The 23,470-nt window shown below is 67.5% G+C and carries 19 protein-coding genes and 1 pseudogene; 2 read left to right on the top strand and 18 right to left on the bottom strand.

All coding sequences use genetic code 11. The features are described from left to right. Window positions 1–67: 67 nt before the first annotated feature. The 3 genes from rpsG to ACOJVU_RS09730 form a co-directional block, all read right to left on the bottom strand. Window positions 68–538 carry a 30S ribosomal protein S7 gene (gene rpsG / locus ACOJVU_RS09740; protein WP_068033913.1) on the bottom strand — a complete coding sequence of 157 codons (471 nt, stop codon included), beginning with the start codon at window positions 536–538 and terminating at the stop codon, window positions 68–70. Continuing rightward, the gene (gene rpsL / locus ACOJVU_RS09735) at window positions 538–912 is read right to left on the bottom strand and encodes a 30S ribosomal protein S12 (RefSeq protein ID WP_007167812.1); all 375 of its coding nucleotides are present in this window, start codon (window positions 910–912) and stop codon (window positions 538–540) included. The genes rpsG and rpsL overlap by 1 nt, the downstream gene beginning before the upstream one ends. Window positions 913–1,188: 276 nt before the next feature. After that, window positions 1,189–1,836, bottom strand: coding sequence for a TetR/AcrR family transcriptional regulator (locus ACOJVU_RS09730; RefSeq protein WP_421529580.1), 648 nt, complete (start codon window positions 1,834–1,836; stop codon window positions 1,189–1,191). Between the two features lie 160 nt (window positions 1,837–1,996). Here ACOJVU_RS09730 and ACOJVU_RS09725 point away from each other — a divergent pair, with 160 nt between their 5' ends. Both ACOJVU_RS09725 and ACOJVU_RS09720 read left to right on the top strand, forming a co-directional pair. Beyond that, window positions 1,997–2,374: a DUF3060 domain-containing protein gene (locus ACOJVU_RS09725; RefSeq protein ID WP_421529579.1), complete on the top strand. Its 378-nt coding sequence runs from the start codon at window positions 1,997–1,999 to the stop codon at window positions 2,372–2,374. Between the two features lie 56 nt (window positions 2,375–2,430). Beyond that, window positions 2,431–2,916: a DUF3060 domain-containing protein gene (locus ACOJVU_RS09720; RefSeq protein ID WP_421529578.1), complete on the top strand. Its 486-nt coding sequence runs from the start codon at window positions 2,431–2,433 to the stop codon at window positions 2,914–2,916. A 5-nt stretch (window positions 2,917–2,921) separates the two neighbouring features. Here the strand turns inward: ACOJVU_RS09720 and ACOJVU_RS09715 are convergent, their stop codons facing one another. From ACOJVU_RS09715 to ACOJVU_RS09645, 15 genes and pseudogenes are all read right to left on the bottom strand, one after another. Beyond that, window positions 2,922–3,689: a crotonase/enoyl-CoA hydratase family protein gene (locus tag ACOJVU_RS09715; protein ID WP_421529577.1), complete on the bottom strand. Its 768-nt coding sequence runs from the start codon at window positions 3,687–3,689 to the stop codon at window positions 2,922–2,924. Beyond that, complete coding sequence (locus ACOJVU_RS09710; RefSeq protein WP_421529576.1) at window positions 3,686–4,408, bottom strand: PaaX family transcriptional regulator C-terminal domain-containing protein; 723 nt, start codon at window positions 4,406–4,408, stop codon at window positions 3,686–3,688. Before ACOJVU_RS09710 ends, ACOJVU_RS09715 begins: the two co-directional genes overlap by 4 nt. Before the next feature lie 3 nt (window positions 4,409–4,411). Next, a complete protein-coding gene (locus ACOJVU_RS09705; RefSeq protein WP_421529575.1) occupies window positions 4,412–5,350 on the bottom strand; it encodes a crotonase/enoyl-CoA hydratase family protein in 939 nt (312 codons plus the stop codon). Window positions 5,351–5,358: 8 nt separating this feature from the next. Then, window positions 5,359–6,987, bottom strand: a complete 1,629-nt coding sequence (locus tag ACOJVU_RS09700; RefSeq protein ID WP_421529574.1) for an acyl-CoA dehydrogenase family protein — start codon at window positions 6,985–6,987, stop codon at window positions 5,359–5,361. A gap of 82 nt (window positions 6,988–7,069) precedes the next feature. After that, window positions 7,070–8,698 carry an acyl-CoA dehydrogenase family protein gene (locus ACOJVU_RS09695; RefSeq protein ID WP_421529573.1) on the bottom strand — a complete coding sequence of 543 codons (1,629 nt, stop codon included), beginning with the start codon at window positions 8,696–8,698 and terminating at the stop codon, window positions 7,070–7,072. A gap of 180 nt (window positions 8,699–8,878) precedes the next feature. Continuing rightward, window positions 8,879–10,021, bottom strand: a complete 1,143-nt coding sequence (locus tag ACOJVU_RS09690) for a PPE family protein (RefSeq protein ID WP_421529572.1) — start codon at window positions 10,019–10,021, stop codon at window positions 8,879–8,881. Between the two features lie 19 nt (window positions 10,022–10,040). Beyond that, complete coding sequence (locus ACOJVU_RS09685; RefSeq protein ID WP_421529571.1) at window positions 10,041–11,252, bottom strand: PPE family protein; 1,212 nt, start codon at window positions 11,250–11,252, stop codon at window positions 10,041–10,043. A gap of 177 nt (window positions 11,253–11,429) precedes the next feature. After that, complete coding sequence (locus ACOJVU_RS09680) at window positions 11,430–11,777, bottom strand: hypothetical protein (protein ID WP_421529597.1); 348 nt, start codon at window positions 11,775–11,777, stop codon at window positions 11,430–11,432. A 104-nt stretch (window positions 11,778–11,881) separates the two neighbouring features. Next, window positions 11,882–15,832, bottom strand: a complete 3,951-nt coding sequence (locus ACOJVU_RS09675; protein ID WP_421529570.1) for a DNA-directed RNA polymerase subunit beta' — start codon at window positions 15,830–15,832, stop codon at window positions 11,882–11,884. 40 nt (window positions 15,833–15,872) lie between these two features. After that, window positions 15,873–19,409: a DNA-directed RNA polymerase subunit beta gene (locus ACOJVU_RS09670; RefSeq protein ID WP_421529569.1), complete on the bottom strand. Its 3,537-nt coding sequence runs from the start codon at window positions 19,407–19,409 to the stop codon at window positions 15,873–15,875. 399 nt (window positions 19,410–19,808) lie between these two features. Next, window positions 19,809–20,819, bottom strand: coding sequence for an ABC transporter ATP-binding protein (locus tag ACOJVU_RS09665; RefSeq protein WP_421529568.1), 1,011 nt, complete (start codon window positions 20,817–20,819; stop codon window positions 19,809–19,811). A gap of 190 nt (window positions 20,820–21,009) precedes the next feature. Then, a complete protein-coding gene (gene rplL / locus ACOJVU_RS09660) occupies window positions 21,010–21,402 on the bottom strand; it encodes a 50S ribosomal protein L7/L12 (RefSeq protein ID WP_421529567.1) in 393 nt (130 codons plus the stop codon). 33 nt (window positions 21,403–21,435) lie between these two features. Next, window positions 21,436–22,041, bottom strand: a complete 606-nt coding sequence (gene rplJ / locus ACOJVU_RS09655; protein WP_421529566.1) for a 50S ribosomal protein L10 — start codon at window positions 22,039–22,041, stop codon at window positions 21,436–21,438. Window positions 22,042–22,392: 351 nt separating this feature from the next. Beyond that, window positions 22,393–23,328: an ROK family protein gene (locus tag ACOJVU_RS09650; RefSeq protein WP_421529565.1), complete on the bottom strand. Its 936-nt coding sequence runs from the start codon at window positions 23,326–23,328 to the stop codon at window positions 22,393–22,395. A gap of 5 nt (window positions 23,329–23,333) precedes the next feature. Further along, window positions 23,334–23,408: pseudogene (locus ACOJVU_RS09645) on the bottom strand (malonyl CoA-ACP transacylase); the annotation flags it as partial. Between the last annotated feature and the right edge of the window lie 62 nt (window positions 23,409–23,470).

The raw sequence follows: 23,470 nt of genomic DNA, 5'->3' as shown, positions 1-23,470 counted from the left end.
TTCGATTACTCAGTTCGCTGTCTTGGTTGCGCCCGGCCACGTTGCCAGCCGACGCTTTTTTCTGCTCCTACCAACGGTAATGCGCGAAGGCTCGGTTGGCCTCGGCCATCTTGTGGGTGTCCTCGCGTCGTTTGACGGAGGCCCCCAGGCCGTTGCTGGCGTCGAGAATCTCATTGGCGAGTCGCTCGACCATGGTCTTCTCCCGGCGTTGCCGCGAGAAGCTCACAAGCCAGCGCAGCGCCAGCGTGGTGGACCGGTCGGGACGGACCTCGACGGGCACCTGGTAGGTCGCACCACCCACGCGGCGGCTGCGGACCTCCAGGGCGGGCTTGACGTTGTCGAGCGCGCGCTTGAGCGTGATGACGGGGTCGGTTCCCGTCTTGTCGCGGGCCTGCTCGAGCGCGCCGTAGACGATGCGCTCCGCCAGCGATTTCTTGCCCTGGAGCAGAACTTTGTTCACCAGCTGAGTGACCAGCTGCGACCCATAGACCGGGTCGTTGACCAACGGACGCTTGGGCGCCGGACCCTTGCGCGGCATCAGCTCTTCTCCTTCTTGGCGCCGTAGCGACTGCGAGCCTGCTTGCGGTTCTTGACACCCTGGGTGTCCAGCGATCCGCGGATGATCTTGTATCGCACACCCGGCAGGTCCTTCACCCGGCCGCCGCGCACCAGCACCATCGAGTGTTCCTGCAGGTTGTGGCCCTCGCCGGGGATGTAGGCCGTGACCTCCACCTGGCTCGTCAGCTTCACGCGCGCGACCTTGCGAAGCGCCGAGTTCGGCTTCTTCGGGGTCGTGGTGTAGACGCGGGTGCACACGCCACGACGCTGCGGGCTCCCCTTCAGAGCCGCGGTCTTGACCTTGGCGATCTTGTCCCGGCGGCCCTTGCGGACCAGCTGCTGAATGGTTGGCATCTAGGAGGCTTTCTGTGTTGAACGTTCGGGTGTTCGGGGTGCTGCGGGCGACGTCACGTCTTCGTAGTACGACGTCTTCGTAGTGCGGTTGTACCCGGCCGCACTACCCCGCGGCCGCGTGTGTCGCATGCGCCCGGCAGCGGCTTTCTTCGATGCGCCGTGGACATGCGAATTTGCCCGGCATCCCTTTACTTACGTCAGGCGCCGTAAGCCGCCAGGCACGAGCTCCCACGATACCCGTCGCCGGTCTGGCGGGTCAAAGCGGCGACCGTCATCTCAGGCATCGCCCGCCGCGACGTGCCCCTCGGTGCGCTTTTCCAGGCTCGCCGCCAGGCGCAGCACCATGTCGGAGAACAGCGCATCGGTGTCGATCTCGTCCATCACGCCGGTCATCTCCAGCAGCACGAACCCGTGCAGAGCGGACCAGAACTCCAGCGCCGCGTGGAAGGCCTCGTCACCGTCGAGGCCGTAGGAGGTCAGCACGGCGATCACCGGTGCGGACGCGCTCCTGGTCGCCGAGGTGTACTCGGGGTCGTCACCGCCCAGCGGCATCCGGGTGAACGCCGAGTATCGGCCGGGGTGGTGGTGCGCGTAGCTGCGGTAGGCGCCCGCCATGACCAGTACCGCGTCGTCGCGGCAACGCCCCTCGCCGACCCGGTTCAGCATGACGATGATGTCGTCGATGACCCGGATCCGCACCGCGCGCCGCAGGTCTTCGAGGCTGTGCACGTGGTTGTACAGCGAGGGACCTTTGGTCCCCAGCTGCGTCGCGAGCGCGTTGATGGTCAGCGAGTCCCAACCCTCCCGGTCCAGGAAAGCCAGGGCGCCGTCGACGATGCCCTCCCGGCTCAGCTTCGCCGGCCGCGAGAGGGGCCTACCGCCCCTAGGGCGCCCGGCCGCCGGCGGTTCCGGCTGAGCTGCCATGCGGATGCCCTTCGATCTCGGTTGCTGCGGTCGACTAATGACTCTAGTGGGGTTCGTGACTGTAGTGGCGAGTCGGTGAATGCGAAGAGTCCTGTCATCGGTCAGCAGACTGCACGTAGTCTCGATCGTGCAGATTCGCCCGTGAACAAGGGGGCCAGCAGTGCACCGGACAGCCGTCACCGCGGCATTGGCAACGTGCGTGGTCACCCTCGCCGCCGTCCCAGCCGCGCCGCCCCCGGCCGCGCAGGCCAAGAACGGCGACACCCATGTCATCGGGGAAGGCGTCGAGCAGACGGTCGACTGCAACGACGCGACGCTGGTGGTCAACGGCAACCGCAACGTCGTCAACGCACTGGGAAGCTGCTACGCCGTGACGGTCATGGGCTCGGGCAACACCGTCGTTGCCGACACCGTCACCCACGACATCACGGTCTACGGATCAGACGAGACGGTGTTCTTCCACCACGGCTCGCCGTTCCTCTGGGACCGCGGCCGTGAACTGGGCATGGTAAACCGTCTCCAGCAGGTGCCCGCCTGAAGACATAGCGACTGCCACCCGGATTGTCGTCAACGAGCGAGGAGAACCCAGCAGCGATGCGCGCCCACGTCACCGACCACCCCCTCCGGCTGGGCGCGCTCGCCCTGGCCCCGGCCGTCGCCGCCGCCGTGCTGGCGGGCTGCAGTGCGACGGCCAATCCACCCGGAACCTCCACCTCGGCGACGACGTCGAGCAGTCCGGCCTCGACGACGGGCGGCGGGGCCGCGCCGACGAGCACGTCCAGCGGCAGCACCGCCTCCGTGGAGATCGGCAACACGCTGAACTACGGGTCCATGGGGACGACGGCCACGCTGGACTGCGGTGACGGCAGGTCGCTCAATGTGGGCGGTTCCAACAACACCCTCACCGTCACCGGCACCTGCGAGACCGTGACCATCGGCGGCGCGGGCAACACGATCACCTTCGATAAGGTCAACACCCGCATCAGCGTGATCGGCCTGAACAACACCGTCACCTACAAAGACGGCAGCCCCAAGGTCGACAACTTCGGCACGGGCAACACCATCAACACAAGCGGCTGAGCCATTCAGCTCGCCGGGGCGCCGTGGCGTCCGGCGCCCGCGGCGAACCGTCCGGCCCCTTCGTCGGCCTCCGCCGCGACCCGGGAGATGCTGGCGAATTCGAAGTCGATCGCCTCGGATTCCGTTGTCCCCCACTGGTGCAGCGCCGAGAGCCGGTCCGAGCGCAGGCACTGCTGCGGCAGCGCAGCGAGCTGGGCCGCCAACTCCTCGGCGGCCTGTCTGCCCTGACCTTTGGGCACGACCCGGTTGGCCAGCCCGATTTTCAGCGCCTCGTCGGCGGGCACGGCCCGCCCGGTGAGGATCATGTCCATCGCACGGCTGTGCCCGATCAGCCGTGGTAGTCGCACGGTGCCCCCGTCGATGAGCGGGACGCCCCAGCGCCGGCAGAACACCCCGAACACGGCGTCCTCCTCGGCCACTCGCAGATCGCACCAGATCGCCAGCTCGAGGCCCCCCGCGACGGCGTAGCCACTGACCGCCGCGATCACCGGCTTGGAGAGCACCATCCGCGTCGGACCCATCGGGCCGGGACCACTGCGGTGCACGGCATTCGCCTCGGGAGTTCCGAAGGCTTTCAAATCGGCTCCGGCGCAAAAGGTTCCACCATCACCCCACAGCACTGCCACCGACGCAGTGTCGTCGCGGTCGAATGCGTCGAACGCCGCGTAGAGCGCTGCGGCCGTCGGGCCGTTGACCGCGTTGCGCGCCGCCGGGCGGTCGATGATCACCGTGGTCACCGCGCCGTTGCGCTCCACCCGCACCGGATCGTTCATGTCACCTCCATGAGTCGGGTCGCCTCGCGCCGTTGCGCCAGTTCGGTGGCGAAGTTGAGGTAGGCGGCGCGCAGCCGCGCGCCCGGCCAGTCGGCCGGCAGCAGTTCCTCGGGCAGCACCGGGTCGGCCAGCAGATGGCGCACCATCGCCGCGGCCACCATGAAACGGCCGGGAACGCCGGTGGCAGCAGCCATCTCGCCGAGCAGCCGGTGGCCGCTGTCCGACCAGGCGGGGAGGTCCCACAGCTTGCGGGCCAGCTCGGCCGGCGCCGGGTCGCGAGCCGTGAGCACCCGGCCTCGACGCAGCGTCTCCGGGCCGAGATCCGGATCGAGATTGTCCGGCCGCATCCACACCCCTTCGCGAAGCTCGCCGAAGCGCTTGTGGTGCATGGTCGTTCGCAGCGCGGCCCGAGTGCGGGCATCGGTGCCCACGGTGGTGACGATCAGCGTCAGCCAGTCCCCGCGCCAGGCCCGGGTTTGGGGGCGCATGGCGTCGTCCTGGCGGCGCTGGCGGGCCAGCAATCGTTTCGAGAGCCGGTAGCCATCGGCCGAGCGGATCAGGTCACCGTTACCGACCATGCGGGTCAGTGCCACCCGCAATGTGGTCTCCTTGATGCCGAAATCAGCCGTCAGCCCGATCAGCTCGCCGGCGGTGGCGCAGGCGGGATGGGCGCCCAGCAGCACGGACAGCACCACCGAACGGGCCGTCAGGTTCGCCATGGGCTACACCCCGGAGGCTCTGCGGCCGTGGTCGCCGAAAGGCTCGTCACGATGCCGGACCGCGTCGCGGAAGCCGTGCTCGACGGCGTCGGCAACGAAGCCATGCCCTTCGGGGGTGTGCCGGGCGACGCCGTCGAACACGGTGCTGACCATCCTGCTGGTGGCCACACCCTGTTGCAGCAGCGCGGAATTCAATGCGAGCTTGGCCATGATGAGCTGGTTGACCGGGACCGCGGCGATCCTCTGCACCAGCCGCTCGGTGCGCTCGTCGAGGTCCGCGGGTTCCGGCGCCTCGATCGCCAGGCCCCATTCGGCGGCCTGCGCGCCGGTGATGCAGTCACCGGTGAACAGCAGCCGCTTGGCGCGCTGGTCGCCGAGCCGGTGCGCCCACAGGCCGGCCGCGGGGATGCCCCACACGCGGGTGGGCGGGTAGCCGATCTTGGCGTCGGCCGCGGCGATGACCTGGTCGGCGTGCAACGCGATGTCGGTGCCGCCGGCCACGCAGTAGCCGTGGATCTTGACCACCGTCGGCTTGTCGGCGTGCATCAAAGACGAGAAGCCGCGCACGAACCGACTCATCATCTGATAGTCGACCGTCGGGTCCCACGGCTGGTTCGGCAGGTGGTTGATGGCTTGCACCTTGCCGTCGAGCACAGTGCCCGCATACACGCCGGTGCCGCCGGCCGAGCCGGTCCGGTCGGCGTAGGCGGACAGGTCGAAGCCGGCGCAGAAACCCTCCCCGCGACCGGACACCAGGATCACGTGCACGCCGGGATCGAGGTCGGCCCGTTCGACAAGCGCAGACAGCTCCAGCGGAGTGTCGGCGACGATCGCGTTGCCTTTTTCGGGTCTGTTGAAGGTGATCCGCGCGACCCGGTCGGTGACCTCGTAGGTCATTGTCTTCAGGTCCTCGAAGTCGACCGGCCTGATTGCGTGAGTCATGCTGCGGCTCAACCCTTGACCAGGGCGCGCTCCAGGATGGGTGAGACGTCGAGCCCGGCGGGCATGGTGCCGAAAGCGCCGCCCCACCGGCCGTCGAGCCGCGTGGTCAGGAAGGCCTCGGCGACCGCGGGGTGCCCGTGGCGCACCAGCAATGCGCCCTGCAGAGCCAGGCAGATGTCCTCGGCGACCTTACGGGCGCGGTAACCGATGGTGTCGAGGTCGCCCAACTCACTGCGCAGACGCTCGACGTGGGCGCGCAGCCGCGCGTCCTGGGTGGCACCATTCTCGAGTTCACTGAAGAGCACCTCGACGGATTCGGGGCGAGTCGCCATGGCACGCAGCGTGTCCAGCGCGCTGACGTTGCCCGAACCCTCCCAGATCCCCATCAGCGGCGCCTCGCGGAACAGCCGCGGCATCCCGGACTCCTCGACGTATCCGTTGCCGCCCAGGCATTCCAGCGCCTCGGCGGCGTGCGGGGTGGAACGTTTGCACACCCAGTACTTGCTGGCCGCCAGGCCGATACGGCGGAAGAGCGCCTCGGTCGCATCGCCGCGCACCGCTTTGTCGGTGGCGCCGGCCATCCGCATCGCGACCATGGTTGCGGCCTCGGCCTCGACCGCCAGGTCGGCGAGGACGTTGCGCATCAGCGGCTGGTCGATCAGGTACTCGCCGAAGGCTTTCCGGTGCTGGGCATGGTGCACCGCGCGGGTCACGCCGGTGCGCATGCTGGTCGCGCTGCCCAGGGTGCAGTCCAGCCGGGTGAGGTTGACCATCTCGATGATGGTCGGGACGCCGCGGCCCTCTTCCCCCACCAGCCATGCCACCGCGCTGTCGTATTCGACCTCGCTGGAGGCGTTGGCGCGGTTGCCCAGCTTGTCCTTGAGTCGTTGCAGGAACATCCGGTTGAGGGTTCCGTCGGGAAGAATGCGGGGCAGCAGGAAACACGACAACCCGCCCGGTGCTTGCGCGAGAACCAGGAAGATGTCGCACATCGGCGCCGAGGTGAACCACTTGTGACCGGTGAGGCTGTAGGTGCCGTCACCGTTGGGGGTGGCCTGGGTGGTTCCGGCACGGACGTCGGATCCGCCCTGCTTCTCCGTCATCGACATACCCGCGGTGATACCCGGCTTGAAGGTGGCCAGTTTCAGTTCCGGGTCGTAGTCGCGACTGGTGAGCAACGGCTCGTAGACCGCTGCCAGTTGCGGGTTGTGGCGCAGCGCCGGAACGACGGCATAGGTCATCGAGATCGGGCAGACGTGGCCGGGCTCGCAGTTCCACGCCGACATCTTGGCCGCACGGACGACGTGAGCGCCCGGACGTTCGTCGGACCACGGTGCGGCATGCAGACCGTGGGCGATCGCGGCGCGCATCAACTCGTGGTACGCCGGGTCGTACTCCACCTCGTCGACGCGGAACCCGTACCGGTCGTGGGTGTGCAGGATCGGCCGGTTGCGTTCGGCCAGCTCGCCCCAGCGCTGCCCCTGTTCGGATCCGGACAGTACGCCGACCTCGTTGACCTCGTCCACGCCCCATTGCCCACCCTCGCGGATAAGCGCTTCCACGAGGACCGGGAGAGCGGCGGGGTTGTAGTTCTCCAGGGGCGGAACCTGGTTGGTGACGACGTGGGTGTCTGGCATGCGGGTAGTATTACATTTTTCCAACAACTGCACAAGACATGTAATGACGGTTCGTTCGGGAAGCCGACATCGGTCGCGAGCGTCAGCGCTGAACCGATGCACGTTCGAGAATCGGATCCAGGTCCAAATCCACGGGTAACGTCCCGTACGCGCCACGCCGCCGCCCGCCCATCCGGGAGGCCAAAAACGCCTCGGCGACCGCAGGATGACCGTGGCCTACCAGAAGCGTGCCTTGCAGCGCCAGGCAGATGTCTTCGGCCACGCTGCGAGCACCCCACTCCAGAGGTACGGATCCCCCGAGGCGCTCCCGCAACCGGCGCACATGGGCGTCCAAGCGCGGATCCTGCCCGGCGGTCGTCGACAAGTCGTCGAACAGCACCTCGACAGATTCCGGTCGCGTGGCCATCGCACGGAGCGCGTCCAGGGCGGTCACGTTGCCCGAACCCTCCCAGATCCCCATCAACGGAGCCTCGCGGTAGAGCCGCGGCATGCCAGACTCCTCGACATAGCCGTTGCCGCCCAGGCACTCCATCGCCTCGGCCACCTGCGGGGTGGCTTGTTTGCACACCCAGTACTTGCTGGCCGGCAGGCCGATCCGGAGCAGCAGCGCCTCGGTCTGATCGCCGCGCACCGCGTTGTCGGTGGCCCCGGCCATCCGCATCGCGACCATGGTTGCAGCCTCGGCCTCGACGGCCAGGTCGGCGAGCACGTTGCGCATCAGCGGCTGGTCGATCAGGTAGGCGCCGAAGGCCTTTCGGTGCTGGGCGTGGTGAACGGCCTGGGTGAGTCCAGTGCGCATGTTCGTCGCGCTGGCCAGCACGTTGTCCAGTCGGGTGAGGTTGACCATCTCGATGATGGTGGGCACGCCGCGACCCTCCTCGCCCACCAGCCACGCGATCGCGCCGTCGTATTCGACCTCGCTGGAGGCGTTGGCGTGGTTGCCCAGCTTGTCCTTGAGCCGCTGCAGGAACATCCGGTTGCGGGTGCCGTCGGGAAGGATGCGCGGCAGCAGGAAACACGACAACCCGCCCGCTGCCTGCGCCAACACCAGGAACACATCAGACATCGGCGCCGAAGTGAACCACTTGTGCCCGGTCAGGCTGTAGCTGCGGTCGGCATTGGGGACGGCGTGCGTGGCGTTGGTACGCACGTCCGAACCTCCCTGCTTTTCGGTCATCGACATGCCCGCGGTGATGCCACGCTTTGCCGCGGGAACCAACGACTGCGGGTCATACTCGCGGCTGGTCAGCAGCGGCTCGTAAACCGCCGCCAGCTCGGGATTGTGGCGCAGCGCCGGTACCACGGCATAGGTCATCGCCATCGGACATCTGGTGCCGGGTTCAGCCGTCCACGCCGCGGTCTTGGCCGCACGCACCACATGCGCACCCGGTCTGGGGTCCGCCCACGGCGCAGCAAACAGCCCATGGGAGATGACCGCGCGCATGAGCTCGTGGTAGGCGGGGTCGTACTCCACCTCGTCGACGCGGTACCCGAAGCGGTCGTGGGTGTGCAGGACCGGCCGGTTGCGGTCGGCGAGCTCGCCCCAGCGCCGAGCCTCGCGGGTGGACGAGAGCGCCCCGACCTGGTTGACCTCGTCCAGACCCCACTGGCCGCCTTCGCGGATCAGGGCCTCGACAAGCACCGGGGACATCGCGGGGTTGTAGTCCTCCAGGGGCGGAACCTGATTGATGACGGCGTGGGTATCTGACATGCGGGCAGTATTACATTTTTCCGACAACCGAACAATAAATGTAACATAAAGTTCGTGGCCCGGACTTTTCGCGCTGCCTCGGGTAGGTGCGCCCCAACGCCGCGGAAAGCCGTCGGGGCACAACCCGCGGCCGGCGCCCCCGTTCCACGATGCCGCCTCCGCACGCTGCGGAACCGGACGTCACCCGGCGGCCGGAGAACGCGGGACCACCTTGTTCTTGTTGGTCGTCTTATCGTCCCGCCCCTTGGCCGCAGCCGCGCTGATCACCCGGCCCGCCAAAGTGCCGAGTAGCGTCTCGCCGAACAGCATGGTTCCGGGCATGCCCGCCGTCTCTGCTGCGGCGGTGACCGGCAGCGTCGCCGCAGTGGCCTCCGCACCCTGGGCGGCGGTCACCGTCCAGGTGGGCGGTATCGACAGCGCGCCCACGTTGCTCGCCCGACCCATCACCGCCGAGGCCGACGAGACGCCCGACGACGTCGGGATCCCGAAAATGGGGTCGAACGGGCCGATGCCCTGGGCGAAGTCGCGCAGCGCGCTGGTGCGGAAACCGGTGAGCCGCGACGCCAGTGCGATGAGACGCCAGGCTTCGTCGTTCACCGACAGCGCCGAGGTGCCCCCTTCCAGACCGTACGTGGAGATCGGCTGTCCGGCGATGGTCGGCACAACGCCCGACGACGGGGCCGCGGAGTTCGATGCGGCTGCCGGCTGCGCCAGGACGTTGCCAAGCCCGGCAACGGTGTTGGCGCGACCGGCGCCGGCCTGTGCCAGCGTCGCGGACTGGGCGACCGATCCGGTCGGATTGGTGGTCCGCGGTGCCGGGTGGAATGGAGCCACCTGCGATGCCGCCGCTGACGAGCCCGCATACCCGTACATGACTGCAGCGTTGTGCGCCCACATCTCGTCGTAGTCAGCTTCGGCGGCCGCGATCGCCGGGCTGTTCTGACCGAAGAAGTTTCCCGCGATCAGCGCCGCCACCTCGACGCGATTGGCTGCGATCAGAGGCGGGGGAACCGTCATCGCGAAGGCCGCTTCATAGGCCGCCGCGGCCGTCTTGGCCTGCTCGGCAGTCTGCTCGGCCTGCGCGGCGGTGCCCTGCAGCCAGGCGAGGTAGGGGCCGGCGGCGCGGGCCATCGCGGCCGACGATGCTCCCTGCCACCCCGAACTGGTCAGGTTGGCGATCACCGCCCGGTACGCCGCCGCCGCGAAATTGAGTTCGTCGGCCAAATGCTCCCACGCCGTCGCGGCGGCAAGCAGCGGCGCCGCTCCCGGACCGGTGTACAGGCGCCCGGAGTTGACCTCCGGGGGCAGCGCTCCAAAATCCATTCTGTAGGTCCTCTCTTCGTCAACTTCTGGTTCCTGAGCGGCCCGCCCGTTCGGAGGACTGGTTGTGCACCAGCGCCGGTTTGGTTTTCGGGTGCACCGGGTCGCGGGATTCGTTGGACAGCGCGGCCATCAACCCCTGGCTGAAAGTGCTGCCCGACATCGATTCCGGCGGCGTGGGCGAGGCGGCTCCGGCGACCGTAACGAACTCCGTCGACGACGACGCCGCGGCTGGGCTGAACACCGCTGGCTCGCGGGCCCAACTCACCGGCACCGACAACGGTCCGGCTGCTGCGGCCTGACCCATCGCCGCCGAAATCCGATAGGCCTGCTCGTGCCCGGCACCGAGCTTCTCGGCCTGGTGTCTGGCGAATTTCTCGGCCGCGGCGTCTCGCCGTTCGACGCTTTGCTTGATCCCTTGGATCCTGGTACCCAAGTTGACCTGGGAGTTTGCTCGGAATCCCGCGGTGGCGAGGAAGAACGCGTTCTGCCCGAGGAGCGTCGGACCCAGCAAACCTTCCACGCCGAAGACGGGTGACAAGCTCAGCAGCGGGGTCAAGCCGAACAGCGGCACACCCTGCGCGCCGGAAGCCGCCGCGGTCTCGGGCAGTTGCGGCAGACTCATCTCGAATCCGGGCAGAGCGGTTCGCCATGCCGCGCTCACGCTGCCGACGGTGTGAGCCACTGCGAAGGTCTGCTCGACCGGGTTGGTGGCCCGCGGCGGTGCGACGAAGGGTTGCAAGTTCGCCGACGCGCGGGTCGACGCCGCGGCGTAGCCGTACATCGCGGCGGCGTCCTCAGCCCACATCTGGGCGTATTGGGCCTCGGTCGCGGCGATCCCGGGGGTGTTCTGACCGAAGAAGTTGGTGGTGATCAGCGCCGACAACGTCGTCCGATTGACCGCGATCACCGGCGGGGGCACCGTCAACGCAAAAGCCGTCTCGAAGGCAGCCCCGGCTTGCTGAGCAGCCGCAGCGGTCCGCTCGGCCTGAGCCGCGGTGGCCAACATCCAGGCGATATGCCGGCCCGCCGCCGCGGCCAGCGCCGCCGAGGTCGGGCCCAGCCATGTGGTCGTGGTCAGGTCGCCGACGGCGGACATGTACCCGGCCGCCGTTACTTCCAACTCCGCAGCCAGCCCGTCCCATGCTGCTGCGGCGGCCAGTAGCGGCGCCGACCCCGGGCCGGCATACATCCGGCCCGAATTTACCTCCGGGGGCAGCGCCCCGAAATCCAACGTCAGCAACCTCCCGCACACCGAACCAGCCCCTACCGGCTCGCTGGGCCGCGTGAGAAGCGTTCGACAACGCAGAATAACCCGCCGTCGGGCGGTCAAACGTGCATCAAGAAACTTCCGACGTGTCTGTCAGACAGCTGCCAACCCGTGCTAGATCCGGCCCCCTGACTGCGTTGTTCAGCGCAGGGATTCGCGCAGGAAAGCGATGTCGCCCTTGCGGCCTTCGGCGGCGGTTTCCCAGATGACCGGCGCGTCCGCGGCTTTCACGGCCGCGACAAGATGCTCGGTGTCGATCTGGCCGCTGCTCAGGTTGGCGTGGCGCTCACGGCCCGAGCCGGCGGCGTCCCCGGAGTCGTTGCAGTGGACCAGGTCGATGCGACCGGTGATGGCCCTGAGCGTTGCCGCGTCGTCGCGCGGCTTGGGCGCCTTCCAGCTCTTGGGGTTGCCGAGAAAGATCTGCACCACGTCCGCGCCCTCGGCCGTTGCCGCGGCCAACGGGTCCGTCGGGCTGACATGCGAACCGATGGCACGTCGGCCAGTGTATTGAGCCCCACCGGCGCGGAACGTCACGCCAGCGTGACGTCGGGACACGACGGCCACGCTGACGTGACGCTCGGCGTAACGCCTGACTACCGGTAGTCGCTGTACCCGTAGTCGTCCAGCGGAACCGCGGCGCCCGCGGCCTGGCCGAAGTCCGGGCTGTAGTACTGGTCCTCGTAGGACGGGATGGTGTACGCCGCCGCCCGGGCCTCCTCGGTGGGCTGCACCGCGATGTTGCGGTAGCGGTTGATGCCCGTACCGGCCGGGATCAGCTTCCCGATGATCACGTTCTCCTTCAGACCCTGCAGCTTGTCGCTGCGGCAGTTGATCGCCGCGTCGGTCAGCACCCGCGTGGTTTCCTGGAAGGACGCCGCAGAAAGCCATGAGTCGGTGGCCAGGCTCGCCTTCGTGATACCCATCAGCACCGGGCGGCCGGCCGCGGGCTCGGCGCCCTCGGCCACCACCCGGCGGTTCTCCGCCTCGAACTCCGCACGGTCGATCAGCGAGCCGGGCAGGAACTCCGTCGCGCCCGAGTCGATGATGGTGACGCGGCGCAGCATCTGCCGGACGATCACCTCGATGTGCTTGTCGTGGATCGACACACCCTGAGCGCGGTAGACCTCCTGGACCTCGCGGACCAGGTGGATCTGCACCTGGCGGGGGCCCTGCACGCGCAGCACCTCGTGCGGGTCGGCCGAGCCTTCCATGAGCTGCTGGCCCACCTCGACGTGGTCGCCGTCGGACAGCACTCGCTCGGAACCGTCCTCGTGCTTGAACACCCGCAGACGCTGCCGCTTGGAGAGCTTGTCGTAGACGACCTCCTCGCCGCCGTCGTCGGGGACGAGGGTGATCTTGTAGAAGCGCTCTCCGTCCTCGAGATGGACCCGCCCGGTGACGTCGGCGATCGGCGCCTTGCCGCGCGGCACCCGCGCCTCGAACAACTCCTGCACCCGGGGCAGACCGCCGGTGATGTCCTCACCCACCCCACCCTGGTGGAAGGTGCGCATGGTCAGCTGGGTCCCGGGCTCGCCGATGGACTGGGCGGCCACGATCCCGACAGCTTCCCCGATGTCGACCAGCTTGCCGGTCGCCATGGACCGCCCATAGCACGTCGCGCACACACCGGTGCCGGTGGTGCACGTCAGCACCGAGCGCACCTTGACCGACGTGATGCCCGCCGCCAGCAGGGCGTCGATCGACGGGTCGCCGAGGTCCTCGCCGCGGGCGATGACGACGTTGCCGGCCTCGTCGAGGGCATCGGCGCCCAGCGTCCGCGCGTACGCCGAGGTTTCGATGTACGGGTCGCGGATCAGCGTTCCGTCCGGCTGGCGCTCGGCCAGTTCGACGACGATGCCGCGCTCGGTCTGGCAGTCGTGCTCTCGCACGATGACGTCCTGGCTGACGTCCACCAGACGACGGGTCAGGTAACCGGAGTCAGCGGTGCGCAACGCGGTGTCTGCCAAGCCCTTTCGGGCACCGTGGGTGTTGATGAAGTACTCCAGCACGGTCAGCCCCTCACGGAAGGACGACTTGACCGGACGCGGGATGAACTCACCCTTGGGGTTGGTCACCAGACCCTTCATGCCGGCCAGCGTTCGGGTCTGAGTGAAGTTACCCGTGGCGCCCGAGTCGACGATCGTGATGATCGGGTTGTCGCTGGGGTAGTGCTCGCGAAGCGCCTGCCCGACCTCGTCGGTGGCTTCCTTCCAGATCTCCACCAGCGCCTCGTTGCGCTCGTCGTGGTTCAGAGCACCACGCTGGAACTGCTTTTCGAGCTTGTCGGCGCGCTCCTCGTAATGGTCGAGGATCTCCTTCTTGCGCGGCGGCACCAGCACGTCGGCCATCGAGACCGTGACGCCGCTTCGGGTCGCCCAGTAGAAGCCGGCGTCCTTGAGCTTGTCGACGGTCTGCGCGACCACGATCATCGGGAAGCGCTCGGCCAGGTCGTTGATGATTGCGGCCTGCACCTTCTTGTGCATCTGCTTGTTCACGAACGGATAGCCGTGCGGCAGCAGTTCGTTGAACAGCACGCGGCCCAATGTGGTCTCGGCGGTCCAGGCATCGCCCGACCGCCAGCCGTTGACGCCGAACAACTCGGCCTCGATCTCGGCCGGCGGACGCAGCTGCGTCAGCCGCACCTTGATCTTGGCCCGCACCGACAGCACGCCGCGGTCGAACGCCATGATGGCCTCGGCCGGCGAGCAGTACACGCCCACCTCCGGACGGTCCTTCGCAGCCGCAACGTATTCGCCGGCTTCGCCGTCGATCTCGGTGGTCAAGAAGTACAGCCCGGTCACCATGTCGAGTCGCGGCATGGCCAGCGGGCGGCCGGACGCCGGCGACAGGATGTTGTTGGACGACAGCATCAGGATGCGCGCCTCGGCCTGCGCCTCCGCGGAAAGCGGCAGGTGTACGGCCATCTGGTCGCCGTCGAAATCGGCGTTGAACGCCTCACATACCAACGGGTGCAGCTGAATCGCCTTGCCTTCCACCAGCATCGGCTCAAAAGCCTGGATACCCAGGCGGTGCAGCGTGGGCGCGCGGTTCAGCAGCACCGGGTGCTCGGCGATGACCTCTTCGAGCACGTCCCACACCTGCGGACGCTGACGCTCCACCATCCGTTTGGCGCTCTTGATGTTCTGCGCGTGGTTGAGGTCGACGAGCCGCTTCATCACGAACGGCTTGAACAGCTCCAGCGCCATCAGCTTGGGCAGACCGCACTGGTGCAGCTTGAGCTGCGGGCCGACCACGATGACACTGCGGCCCGAGTAGTCGACGCGCTTGCCGAGCAGGTTCTGACGGAACCGGCCCTGTTTGCCTTTGAGCAAGTCGCTCAGCGACTTCAGCGGGCGGTTGCCCGGCCCGGTGACCGGGCGGCCGCGGCGGCCGTTGTCGAACAGCGCGTCGACGGACTCCTGCAGCATCCGCTTCTCGTTGTTGACGATGATCTCGGGCGCACCAAGGTCGATCAGCCTCTTGAGCCGGTTGTTGCGGTTGATCACCCGTCGGTACAGGTCGTTGAGGTCCGACGTGGCGAACCGGCCACCGTCGAGCTGCACCATCGGACGCAGCTCCGGCGGGATCACCGGCACCGCGTCGAGCACCATACCCATCGGCGAGTTGCCCGACTGCTGGAACGCGGCGACCACCTTGAGCCGCTTGAGGGCGCGAAGCTTCTTCTGCCCCTTACCGTTTCGGATGACATCCCGCAGGATTTCGGCTTCGGCGTCGATGTCGAAGTTCTCGATCAGCTTCTGGATCGACTCCGCACCCATCGCGCCCGTGAAGTACTCGCCGTAGCGGTCGACGATCTCGCGGTAGAGGTTCTCGTCGACGATCAGCTGCTTGGGCGCCAGCTTGGTGAAGGTGTTCCAGATCTCCTCCAGCCGGTCCAGCTCACGCTGGGTACGGTCACGGAGCTGGCGCATCTCCCGCTCGCCCCCGTCGCGCACTTTGCGCCGCGCGTCGGCTTTGGCGCCCTCGGCCTCCAGCTCGGCCAAGTCGGCCTCGAGCTTCTGTGCCCGCGCCTCGAGGTCGGCGTCACGCTGGTCCTCGACGGCCTTGCGCTCCACCATCATCTCGGCCTCGAGCGTCGACAACTCGTTGTGCCGCATTTCTTCGTCGACCGAGGTGATCACGTAGGCCGCGAAGTAGATGATCTTCTCGAGATCCTTCGGGGCCAGGTCGAGCAGGTAACCCAACCGCGACGGCACGCCCTTGAAGTACCAGATGTGCGTGACGGGCGCGGCCAACTCGATGTGGCCCATCCGCTCGCGGCGCACCTTGGCGCGGGTCACCTCGACGCCGCAGCGCTCACAGATGATGCCCTTGAACCGGACGCGTTTGTACTTGCCGCAGTAGCACTCCCAGTCGCGAGTCGGTCCGAAGATCTTCTCGCAGAACAGGCCGTCCTTCTCCGGCTTCAGCGTCCGGTAGTTGATCGTCTCCGGCTTTTTGACCTCGCCGTAAGACCATTGCCTGATGTCCTCCGCGGTGGCCAGACCGATGCGGAGTTCATCGAAGAAGTTGACGTCGAGCACGTAACTCCCTTTCCCCTTGCGGGATTAATTACCGACTTGGTTACGCAAAATCCTCAACAGATGCGGATTCGTTGCGCGACAGGTTGATTCCTAGATTCGCCGCGGCCCGCTCCAGGTCTTCGTCCTCGCCTTCGCGCAGCTCGATCGCCGCACCGTCGGACGACAGCACCTCGACGTTGAGGCACAGCGACTGCAGCTCCTTGAGCAGCACCTTGAACGACTCGGGGATGCCGGGTTCGGGAATGTTCTCGCCCTTGACGATCGCCTCGTAGACCTTGACCCGGCCGACGGTGTCGTCGGACTTGATGGTCAACAGCTCCTGCAGCGTGTAGGCGGCGCCGTAGGCCTGCATGGCCCAGCACTCCATCTCGCCGAACCGCTGACCACCGAACTGAGCCTTACCGCCCAACGGCTGCTGGGTGATCATCGAATACGGGCCGGTGGAGCGGGCGTGGATCTTGTCGTCCACCAAGTGGTGCAGCTTCATGATGTACATGTAGCCGACCGTGACCGGGTACGGGAACGGTTCGCCGCTGCGCCCGTCGAACAACCTCGCCTTGCCGTCACCGTCGACCAGCACTTCACCGTCGCGGTTGGGCAGCGTGGACGAGAGCAGGCCCTGCAGCTCCTCCTCCTTGGCGCCGTCGAAAACCGGGGTCGCGACGATCTGGTCGGGCTCGGCGTGCAGCAACTCCTCGGGCAGGTTGACCGCCCAGGAGGGCGAACCCTCGATATTCCAGCCGGACTTGGCCACCCACCCGAGGTGGGTCTCCAGGATCTGGCCGATGTTCATCCGTCGCGGCACCCCGTGCGTGTTGAGGATGATGTCCACCGGGGTTCCGTCGGGCAGGAACGGCATGTCCTCGGCCGCCAGGATCTTGCCGATGACGCCCTTGTTGCCATGCCGTCCGGCCAGCTTGTCGCCGTCGGAGATCTTCCGCTTCTGGGCCACGTAGACACGCACCAGCTCGTTGACACCCGCGGCCAGCTCGTCGTCGTCCTCCCGGGAGAACACCCGGATGCCGATCACCTTGCCGGACTCGCCGTGCGGCACCTTCAGCGAGGTGTCGCGGACCTCCCGGGCCTTCTCCCCGAAGATCGCGCGCAGCAGGCGCTCCTCGGGAGTCAGCTCGGTCTCCCCCTTCGGGGTGACCTTGCCGACCAGGATGTCGCCGTCGCGGACCTCGGCGCCGATGCGGACGATGCCGCGCTCGTCGAGGTCGGCGAGCACCTCGTCGGAGACGTTCGGGATGTCCCGGGTGATCTCCTCGGCGCCCAGCTTGGTGTCACGGGCGTCGATCTCGTGCTCCTCGATGTGGATCGAGGTCAGCACGTCCTCCTCGACGAGGCGGTTGGACAGGATGATCGCATCCTCGTAGTTGTGACCCTCCCACGGCATGATGGCCACCAGCAGGTTCTTGCCGAGCGCCATTTCGCCGTTCTCGGTGCACGGGCCGTCGGCCAGCACCTGGCCGGCCTCAACCCGGTCGCCGGCGTCCACGATCGGCGACTGGTTGGCGCACGTGCCGTGGTTGGATCGCGCGAACTTGCGCATCCGGTAGGTGTGCCGGGTGCCGTCATCGGCCATCACGGTGATGTAGTCGGCGGAAACCTCCTCGATCACCCCGGCCTTCTCGGCGACGACGACATCGCCGGCGTCGATCGCCGCGCGCAATTCCATGCCGGTGCCCACCAGCGGCGCCTCGCTGCGCACCAGCGGAACCGCCTGGCGCTGCATGTTGGCGCCCATCAGGGCACGGTTGGCGTCGTCGTGCTCGAGGAACGGGATCATCGCGGTCGCCACCGACACCATCTGGCGCGGCGAGACGTCCATGTAGTCCACCTCGGACGAGGCGACGTACTCCACCTCGCCGGCCTTGCGCCGCACCAGCACCCGCGACTCGACGAACCGGCCCTTGTTCTCACCCTCGTCGGCGATCGGCGAGTTGGCCTGGGCGACCACGTGACGGTCTTCCTCGTCGGCGGTCAGGTAGTGGATCTCGTCGGTGACCACACCATCGACGACCTTGCGGTACGGCGTCTCGATGAACCCGAACGGGTTGACCCGGGCGTACACCGACAGCGACCCGATCAGGCCGATGTTGGGGCCTTCCGGGGTCTCGATCGGGCACATCCGGCCGTAGTGCGACGGGTGTACGTCCCGGACCTCGAGGCCCGCACGCTCACGGGACAGACCGCCCGGTCCCAGCGCCGACAGGCGGCGCTTGTGCGTCAGACCCGACAGCGGATTGTTCTGGTCCATGAACTGCGACAGCTGGCTGGTGCCGAAGAACTCCTTGATCGCGGCGACCACCGGCCGGATGTTGATCAGGGTCTGCGGCGTGATCGCCTCGACGTCCTGGGTGGTCATCCGCTCGCGGACCACGCGCTCCATCCGGGACATGCCGACCCGGATCTGGTTCTGGATCAGCTCGCCCACCGTGCGTAACCGGCGGTTGCCGAAGTGGTCGATGTCGTCGGTTTCCACCGGCACCTCGACCCCGCCCGGGACGGTCATGACCGCGGGCTGGCCATCTTGAGCGGCGTGGTGCAGGCGCACCAGGTACTCGATCGTGGCGACGACGTCCTCTTGGGTCAGCGTGGTCGACGACGTCTGGGCCGGCTGGGCGCTGAGCCCCAGCTTCTTGTTGACCTTGTAGCGGCCGACGCGGGCCAGGTCGTAGCGCTTCTCCTTGAAGAACAGGTTCTCCAGCAGGTTCTGCGCGGACTCCTTGGTCGGGGGTTCGCCCGGACGCAGCTTGCGGTAGATGTCCAGCAGCGCCTCGTCGGTGCCGGCGGTGCTGTCCTTCTCCAGCGTCGACATCATGATCTCGGAGAACCCGAACCGCTCGGTGATTTGCTCGCTGGTCCAGCCCAGCGCCTTGAGCAGCACGGTGACGGGCTGGCGGCGCTTGCGGTCGATGCGCACCCCGACGGTGTCACGCTTGTCGACGTCGAACTCCAGCCAGGCACCCCGGCTCGGGATCACCTTGACGCTGTGCAGCAGCTTCTCGGTCGACTTGTCGATGGTCTCGTCGAAATACACACCGGGTGAGCGCACCAACTGGCTGACCACCACGCGCTCGGTCCCGTTGATGATGAAAGTGCCCTTCTCGGTCATCATCGGGAAGTCGCCCATGAACACCGTCTGGCTCTTGATCTCGCCGGTGTTGTTGTTGATGAACTCGGCCGTGACGAACAGCGGGGCCGCGTACGTCATGTCCTTGTCTTTGCACTCGTCGACCGGCGCCTTGACCTCGTCGAAGCGCGGGTCGGAGAACGACAGCGACATCGAGCCGGAGAAGTCCTCGATCGGCGACAGCTCGTCGAGGGCTTCTTCGAGGCCACCCTTGGGAGCGACATCGCCGCGCGCGAGCGCAGACTCCCGCCACCGCGGCGATCCGATCAGCCACTCGAACGAGTCTGTCTGAACGTCGAGCAGCCCCGGAACCTCAAGAGGTTCGCGCAGCTTGGCAAAGGAGATTCGGTCTGGCGCCCCGGGCACGGAGCCGTTCGAGGAACTTCCCTGCGAGGAACTTTGTGGGCGATCCGTCTTGTTCTGGCGGAAACCTGCCAAGATGCATCCTTCCAGCACCTCATGCGACTCACGTGGAACCGGCAGCCACCGGAACTGTTTGCCGCGACATTGTGTCGGTTATGCCGGCAAACGAACTGTCCAGATCTCACGCACGCAACTAGACAGTTGAGCCGCAAAGGGCGACTCAACCTAGAACCACAATGTCAGTGGCAGGTGAGGTGGGCAGGAAGTAGCCAGCGCAACGTCCAACAATAGCGCAGGGCCGCTCATTCCTCAACTGCCCATCAATCCCAGCCCTTCGGGACATCGGCGCTGACTGTCTCGACTTTCCCGTGGACACATGCTGACCAACAGATTGACCCGTTTGAGCCTCGTCGTCAAGGGGGCGAGGCGGCAAGTTGCGGCGAATTCTCGGCGAACCCGGCCGTGCCCTGCCCCTCAGCCGCCGAACTCGTGCGATTGGTACCTGTGGGTTCCCTCCAGGTCGTCGAGGATCGCGGCCTGAGCCTTCTTGGGCAGCGTGTGCAGCATCTCGCGCACCCGGGCCTGGCGACGTGACACCGCCTTGCGCTCCGGCATGCCGGGGGACGCCACGATCTGCGGCGGGACGCCCTCGATCTCCTCCACGCCACCGGCGTGCTGGCCGGCTTCGAATGCGGCCTGCTCCTCGGCCATGGTGGCTTCGTCCTTCTCCTCGGACATGCCGATGGGCCCGATCCGACGGCCGTTGAGGAACTGCCGCACAACCGGCTCGTCGCTGGTCAGCAGCACTTCACGAGGCCCGAACATGACCAGCTTGCGGCGGAACAACATGCCCATGTTGTCCGGGACGGTGCGAGCGATGTTGATGTTGTGCGTCACGATCAGCACGGTGGCGTCGATCTGGGCGTTGATGTCCAGGATCAGCTGGCTCAGGTATGCGGTTCGCACCGGGTCCAGACCCGAGTCCGGCTCGTCGCACAGGATGATCTGGGGGTCGAGCACGAGTGCCCGAGCCAGGCTGGCGCGCTTGCGCATACCGCCGGAGATCTCGCCGGGGAACTTCTTCTCGTCGCCGCCCAAGCCCACCAGCTGCAGCTTCTCCATGACGATGTCACGGATTTCGCTTTCTTTCTTCTTGGTGTGCTCGCGCAGGGGGAACGCCGCGTTGTCGAACAGGTTCATCGACCCGAACAGCGCACCGTCCTGGAACATCACGCCGAACAGCGTGCGGATCTCGTACAGCTCGCGCGCCGAGCACTGCATGATGTCGGTGCCGTCGATGACGATCGAGCCGCGCTCCGGGCGCAACAGCCCGATGAGGGACTTCAGAAAGACGGACTTTCCGGTACCCGACGGCCCGAGCAGGACGCTGACCTCCCCGGGGGGAACGTCCAGTGTCACGTCTTCCCAGATCCTCGAGGCGCCGAAGGACTTGGTCAATCCGTTGACCTCGATCGCAACGCCCATGGGAAATCCTTCCGTCCTCGGGGTGTGCCCACCACCTGCCGATTCGTGTGGTTTGAGTCACTGTAGCGCACGCCCGGGGTGTGGCATCGCCGTTGCGCAGCCCCGCATCAGGTCTCGCAACGGTCCGCGATGGGTGCCTGAGCACACGAAACCCCCGGAACATGCGGTTCCGGGGGTTTTCGCGCGGGACTTACTTGACGGTGACGGTGGCGCCGGCGGCCTCGAGCTTGGCTTTGGCCTCGTCGGCGGCCTCCTTGGCGACCTTCTCCAGCAGCGGCTTGGGCGCGGCGTCGACCAGGTCCTTGGCCTCCTTGAGGCCCAGACCGGAGACGATCTCGCGGACGACCTTGATCACGCCGATCTTCTTGTCGCCGGCACCCTCGAGGATGACGTCGAACTCGGTCTGCTCCTCGGCGGCTTCGGCGGGCGCACCACCGCCGGCCGGGCCTCCCGCGGCGACGGCGACCGGGGCGGCCGCGGTGACCTCGAAGGTCTCCTCGAACTTCTTGACGAAGTCCGAGAGTTCCAACAGGGTCATTTCCTTGAACGCGTCGAGCAGTTCGTCGCTGGACATCTTTGCCATGGTGCGGGTCCTTCCTGGTTTCGGTTTGGGGGTTTATTCGGCTTCGGCCGGAGCCTCAGAAGATTCCGTGGGGGCTTCCGAAGCTGATGGTGACGCCGGTGCCGCAGCCGGCTCGGCAGCCGACTGCGAGGCCTTCTTCTCCTGCAGCGCCGCCGCGAGCCGGGCGATCTGCGAGGCCGGCGCGTTGAACAGTCCGGCCGCCTTGGCGAGGTTGCCCTTCATGGCGCCGGCCAGCTTGGCCAGCAACACCTCGCGGGACTCGAGGTCGGCGATGCGCTCGACTTCGGCGACCGTCAGCGCGCGGCCGTCCATGTAGCCGCCCTTGATGACCAGCGCCTTGTGTTCCTTGGCGAAAGTCTTGATCGCCTTGGCGGCGTCGACAGGTTCGCCGGTGACGAACGCGATAGCCGTCGGGCCTACGAAGAGCTCGTCGAGACCCTCGATCCCAGCCTCCGACGCAGCCCTCTTGATCAGCGTGTTCTTCGCGACCGAATAGGTGCTCGACGCGCCCAGCGACCGGCGCAGCTCGGCCAGGTTGGCCACCGTCAAACCGCGGTATTCGGTGATCAGGGTAGCTGTCGAGCCCCTGAAGTGCTCGACGATGTCTGCAACGGCGGTGGCCTTGTCAGCCCTGGCCATGCATGCCTCCTGGTGTGATCGTGTCCCTGGTGATCCACCAGAAGAACAACGAACGCCCCGGCGCAGCAGCGGCCGGGGCGTCACGTGTGCACCGGCGATCGCCGGCGATGATGCCTCGTCCCCCCTGCGCGGGCCGCCGGGATGCTCCCGGGCCTTCGACCGATTTCTCGGTGACCGACGGTCTTTGGTGGATCGGCCATCAGGATAGCCTGATCACCCACTGTCGGCCAAAACGGGCGCGATGGGCCGAGCCGACTCGCGGCCACGAAGGGCGTCGAGCGTTCAGGGCGTCGAGAGTGAAGCCAGGGCGGCGACACGCCGAGGGCCGCCGCCCTGAGTTCACAACGAAACTCACCCCGCGGCGTAGGGCCGTTCCAGCGTGGCGAGCCTGGCAGCGCCGACCAGGCCGGCCTCCCCATCCAGCTCCGCGGGCACCACCCGCAGGCGGGCCAGGAACTCCAGCCCGGTGTAGTCGGCCAGCGCCGCACGCAACGGGTCGAACAGCAGGGGACCCGACCTCGCGACCCCTCCCCCGACGACGACGAAGTCCAGGTCGCACACCGCGGCCACCGAGGCGATGACTGCAGCCAGTGCGGTGGCGCCCCTGCGAAAGGCCCGCTGCGCCACCGGGTCCCCGGCCGCTGCCGCGGCGGCGAGGCCCCGCGCGCCGGTACCGGGCGGCGCGGGCCAGCCGTGTGTCCGCGCCCAGCGCACCATCGAGGGTCCTGACGCCACGGTCTCGACGCAGCCGTGGCCGCCGCACGTGCAGGGCCGCCCGTGCTGTTCGACCACCACGTGGCCGACGTGTCCGGCATTACCGGTGCGCCCGACGTAGGGCATGCCGCCGAGCACCAGTCCGCCGCCCACGCCGGTGGAAACCACCATGCCCAGCATGAAACGCGCGCCACGCCCCGCACCCCGCCAGTGCTCGCCCAGGGCCATGCAGATGCCGTCGCCGCCCAACCGCACCCGCGCGCCAGGGATTCCGGGCAGCAGGGCCGCGACCCTGTCGCGTAGCGGGAACCGCTCCCAGCACGTGATGTTGATGGGGCTGACGGTTCCGCGGTCCAGGTCGACGGGGCCGGCCGACGCGATGCCGACGGCGCCGACGGGAGCGTCGGCCACGCGCTGCACGTCGGCGATCGCCGCGGCGACGGCGCCCCACACGCCTTCGGCGACACCGTCGGTGGGGGTGGGGCGCACCACGGTGTGCACCAGCGCGCCGGTGGCATCGGCCAGTCCGGCGGCGATCTTGGTGCCCCCGATGTCCAGGCAGAGGGTGTACATGGCGCTCAGTGCCGCTGGGTGTTGTCGGGTTGGCGCGGATCCCCGGGATGCTCGTACCCGGGGCCCAGCCGGACCTTGTCGCCGGCGCGAAGAATAACACCGGCGGGCCCGTCAACCAGGTAGGCCACTACGCCAGGATCGG

The organism is Mycobacterium sp. THU-M104 (assembly GCF_049197365.1).
Lineage (GTDB): Bacteria > Actinomycetota > Actinomycetes > Mycobacteriales > Mycobacteriaceae > Mycobacterium.
The sequence above is the reverse complement of the archived record's forward strand: the minus strand, read 5'-3'. Positions and strand labels throughout refer to the sequence as shown.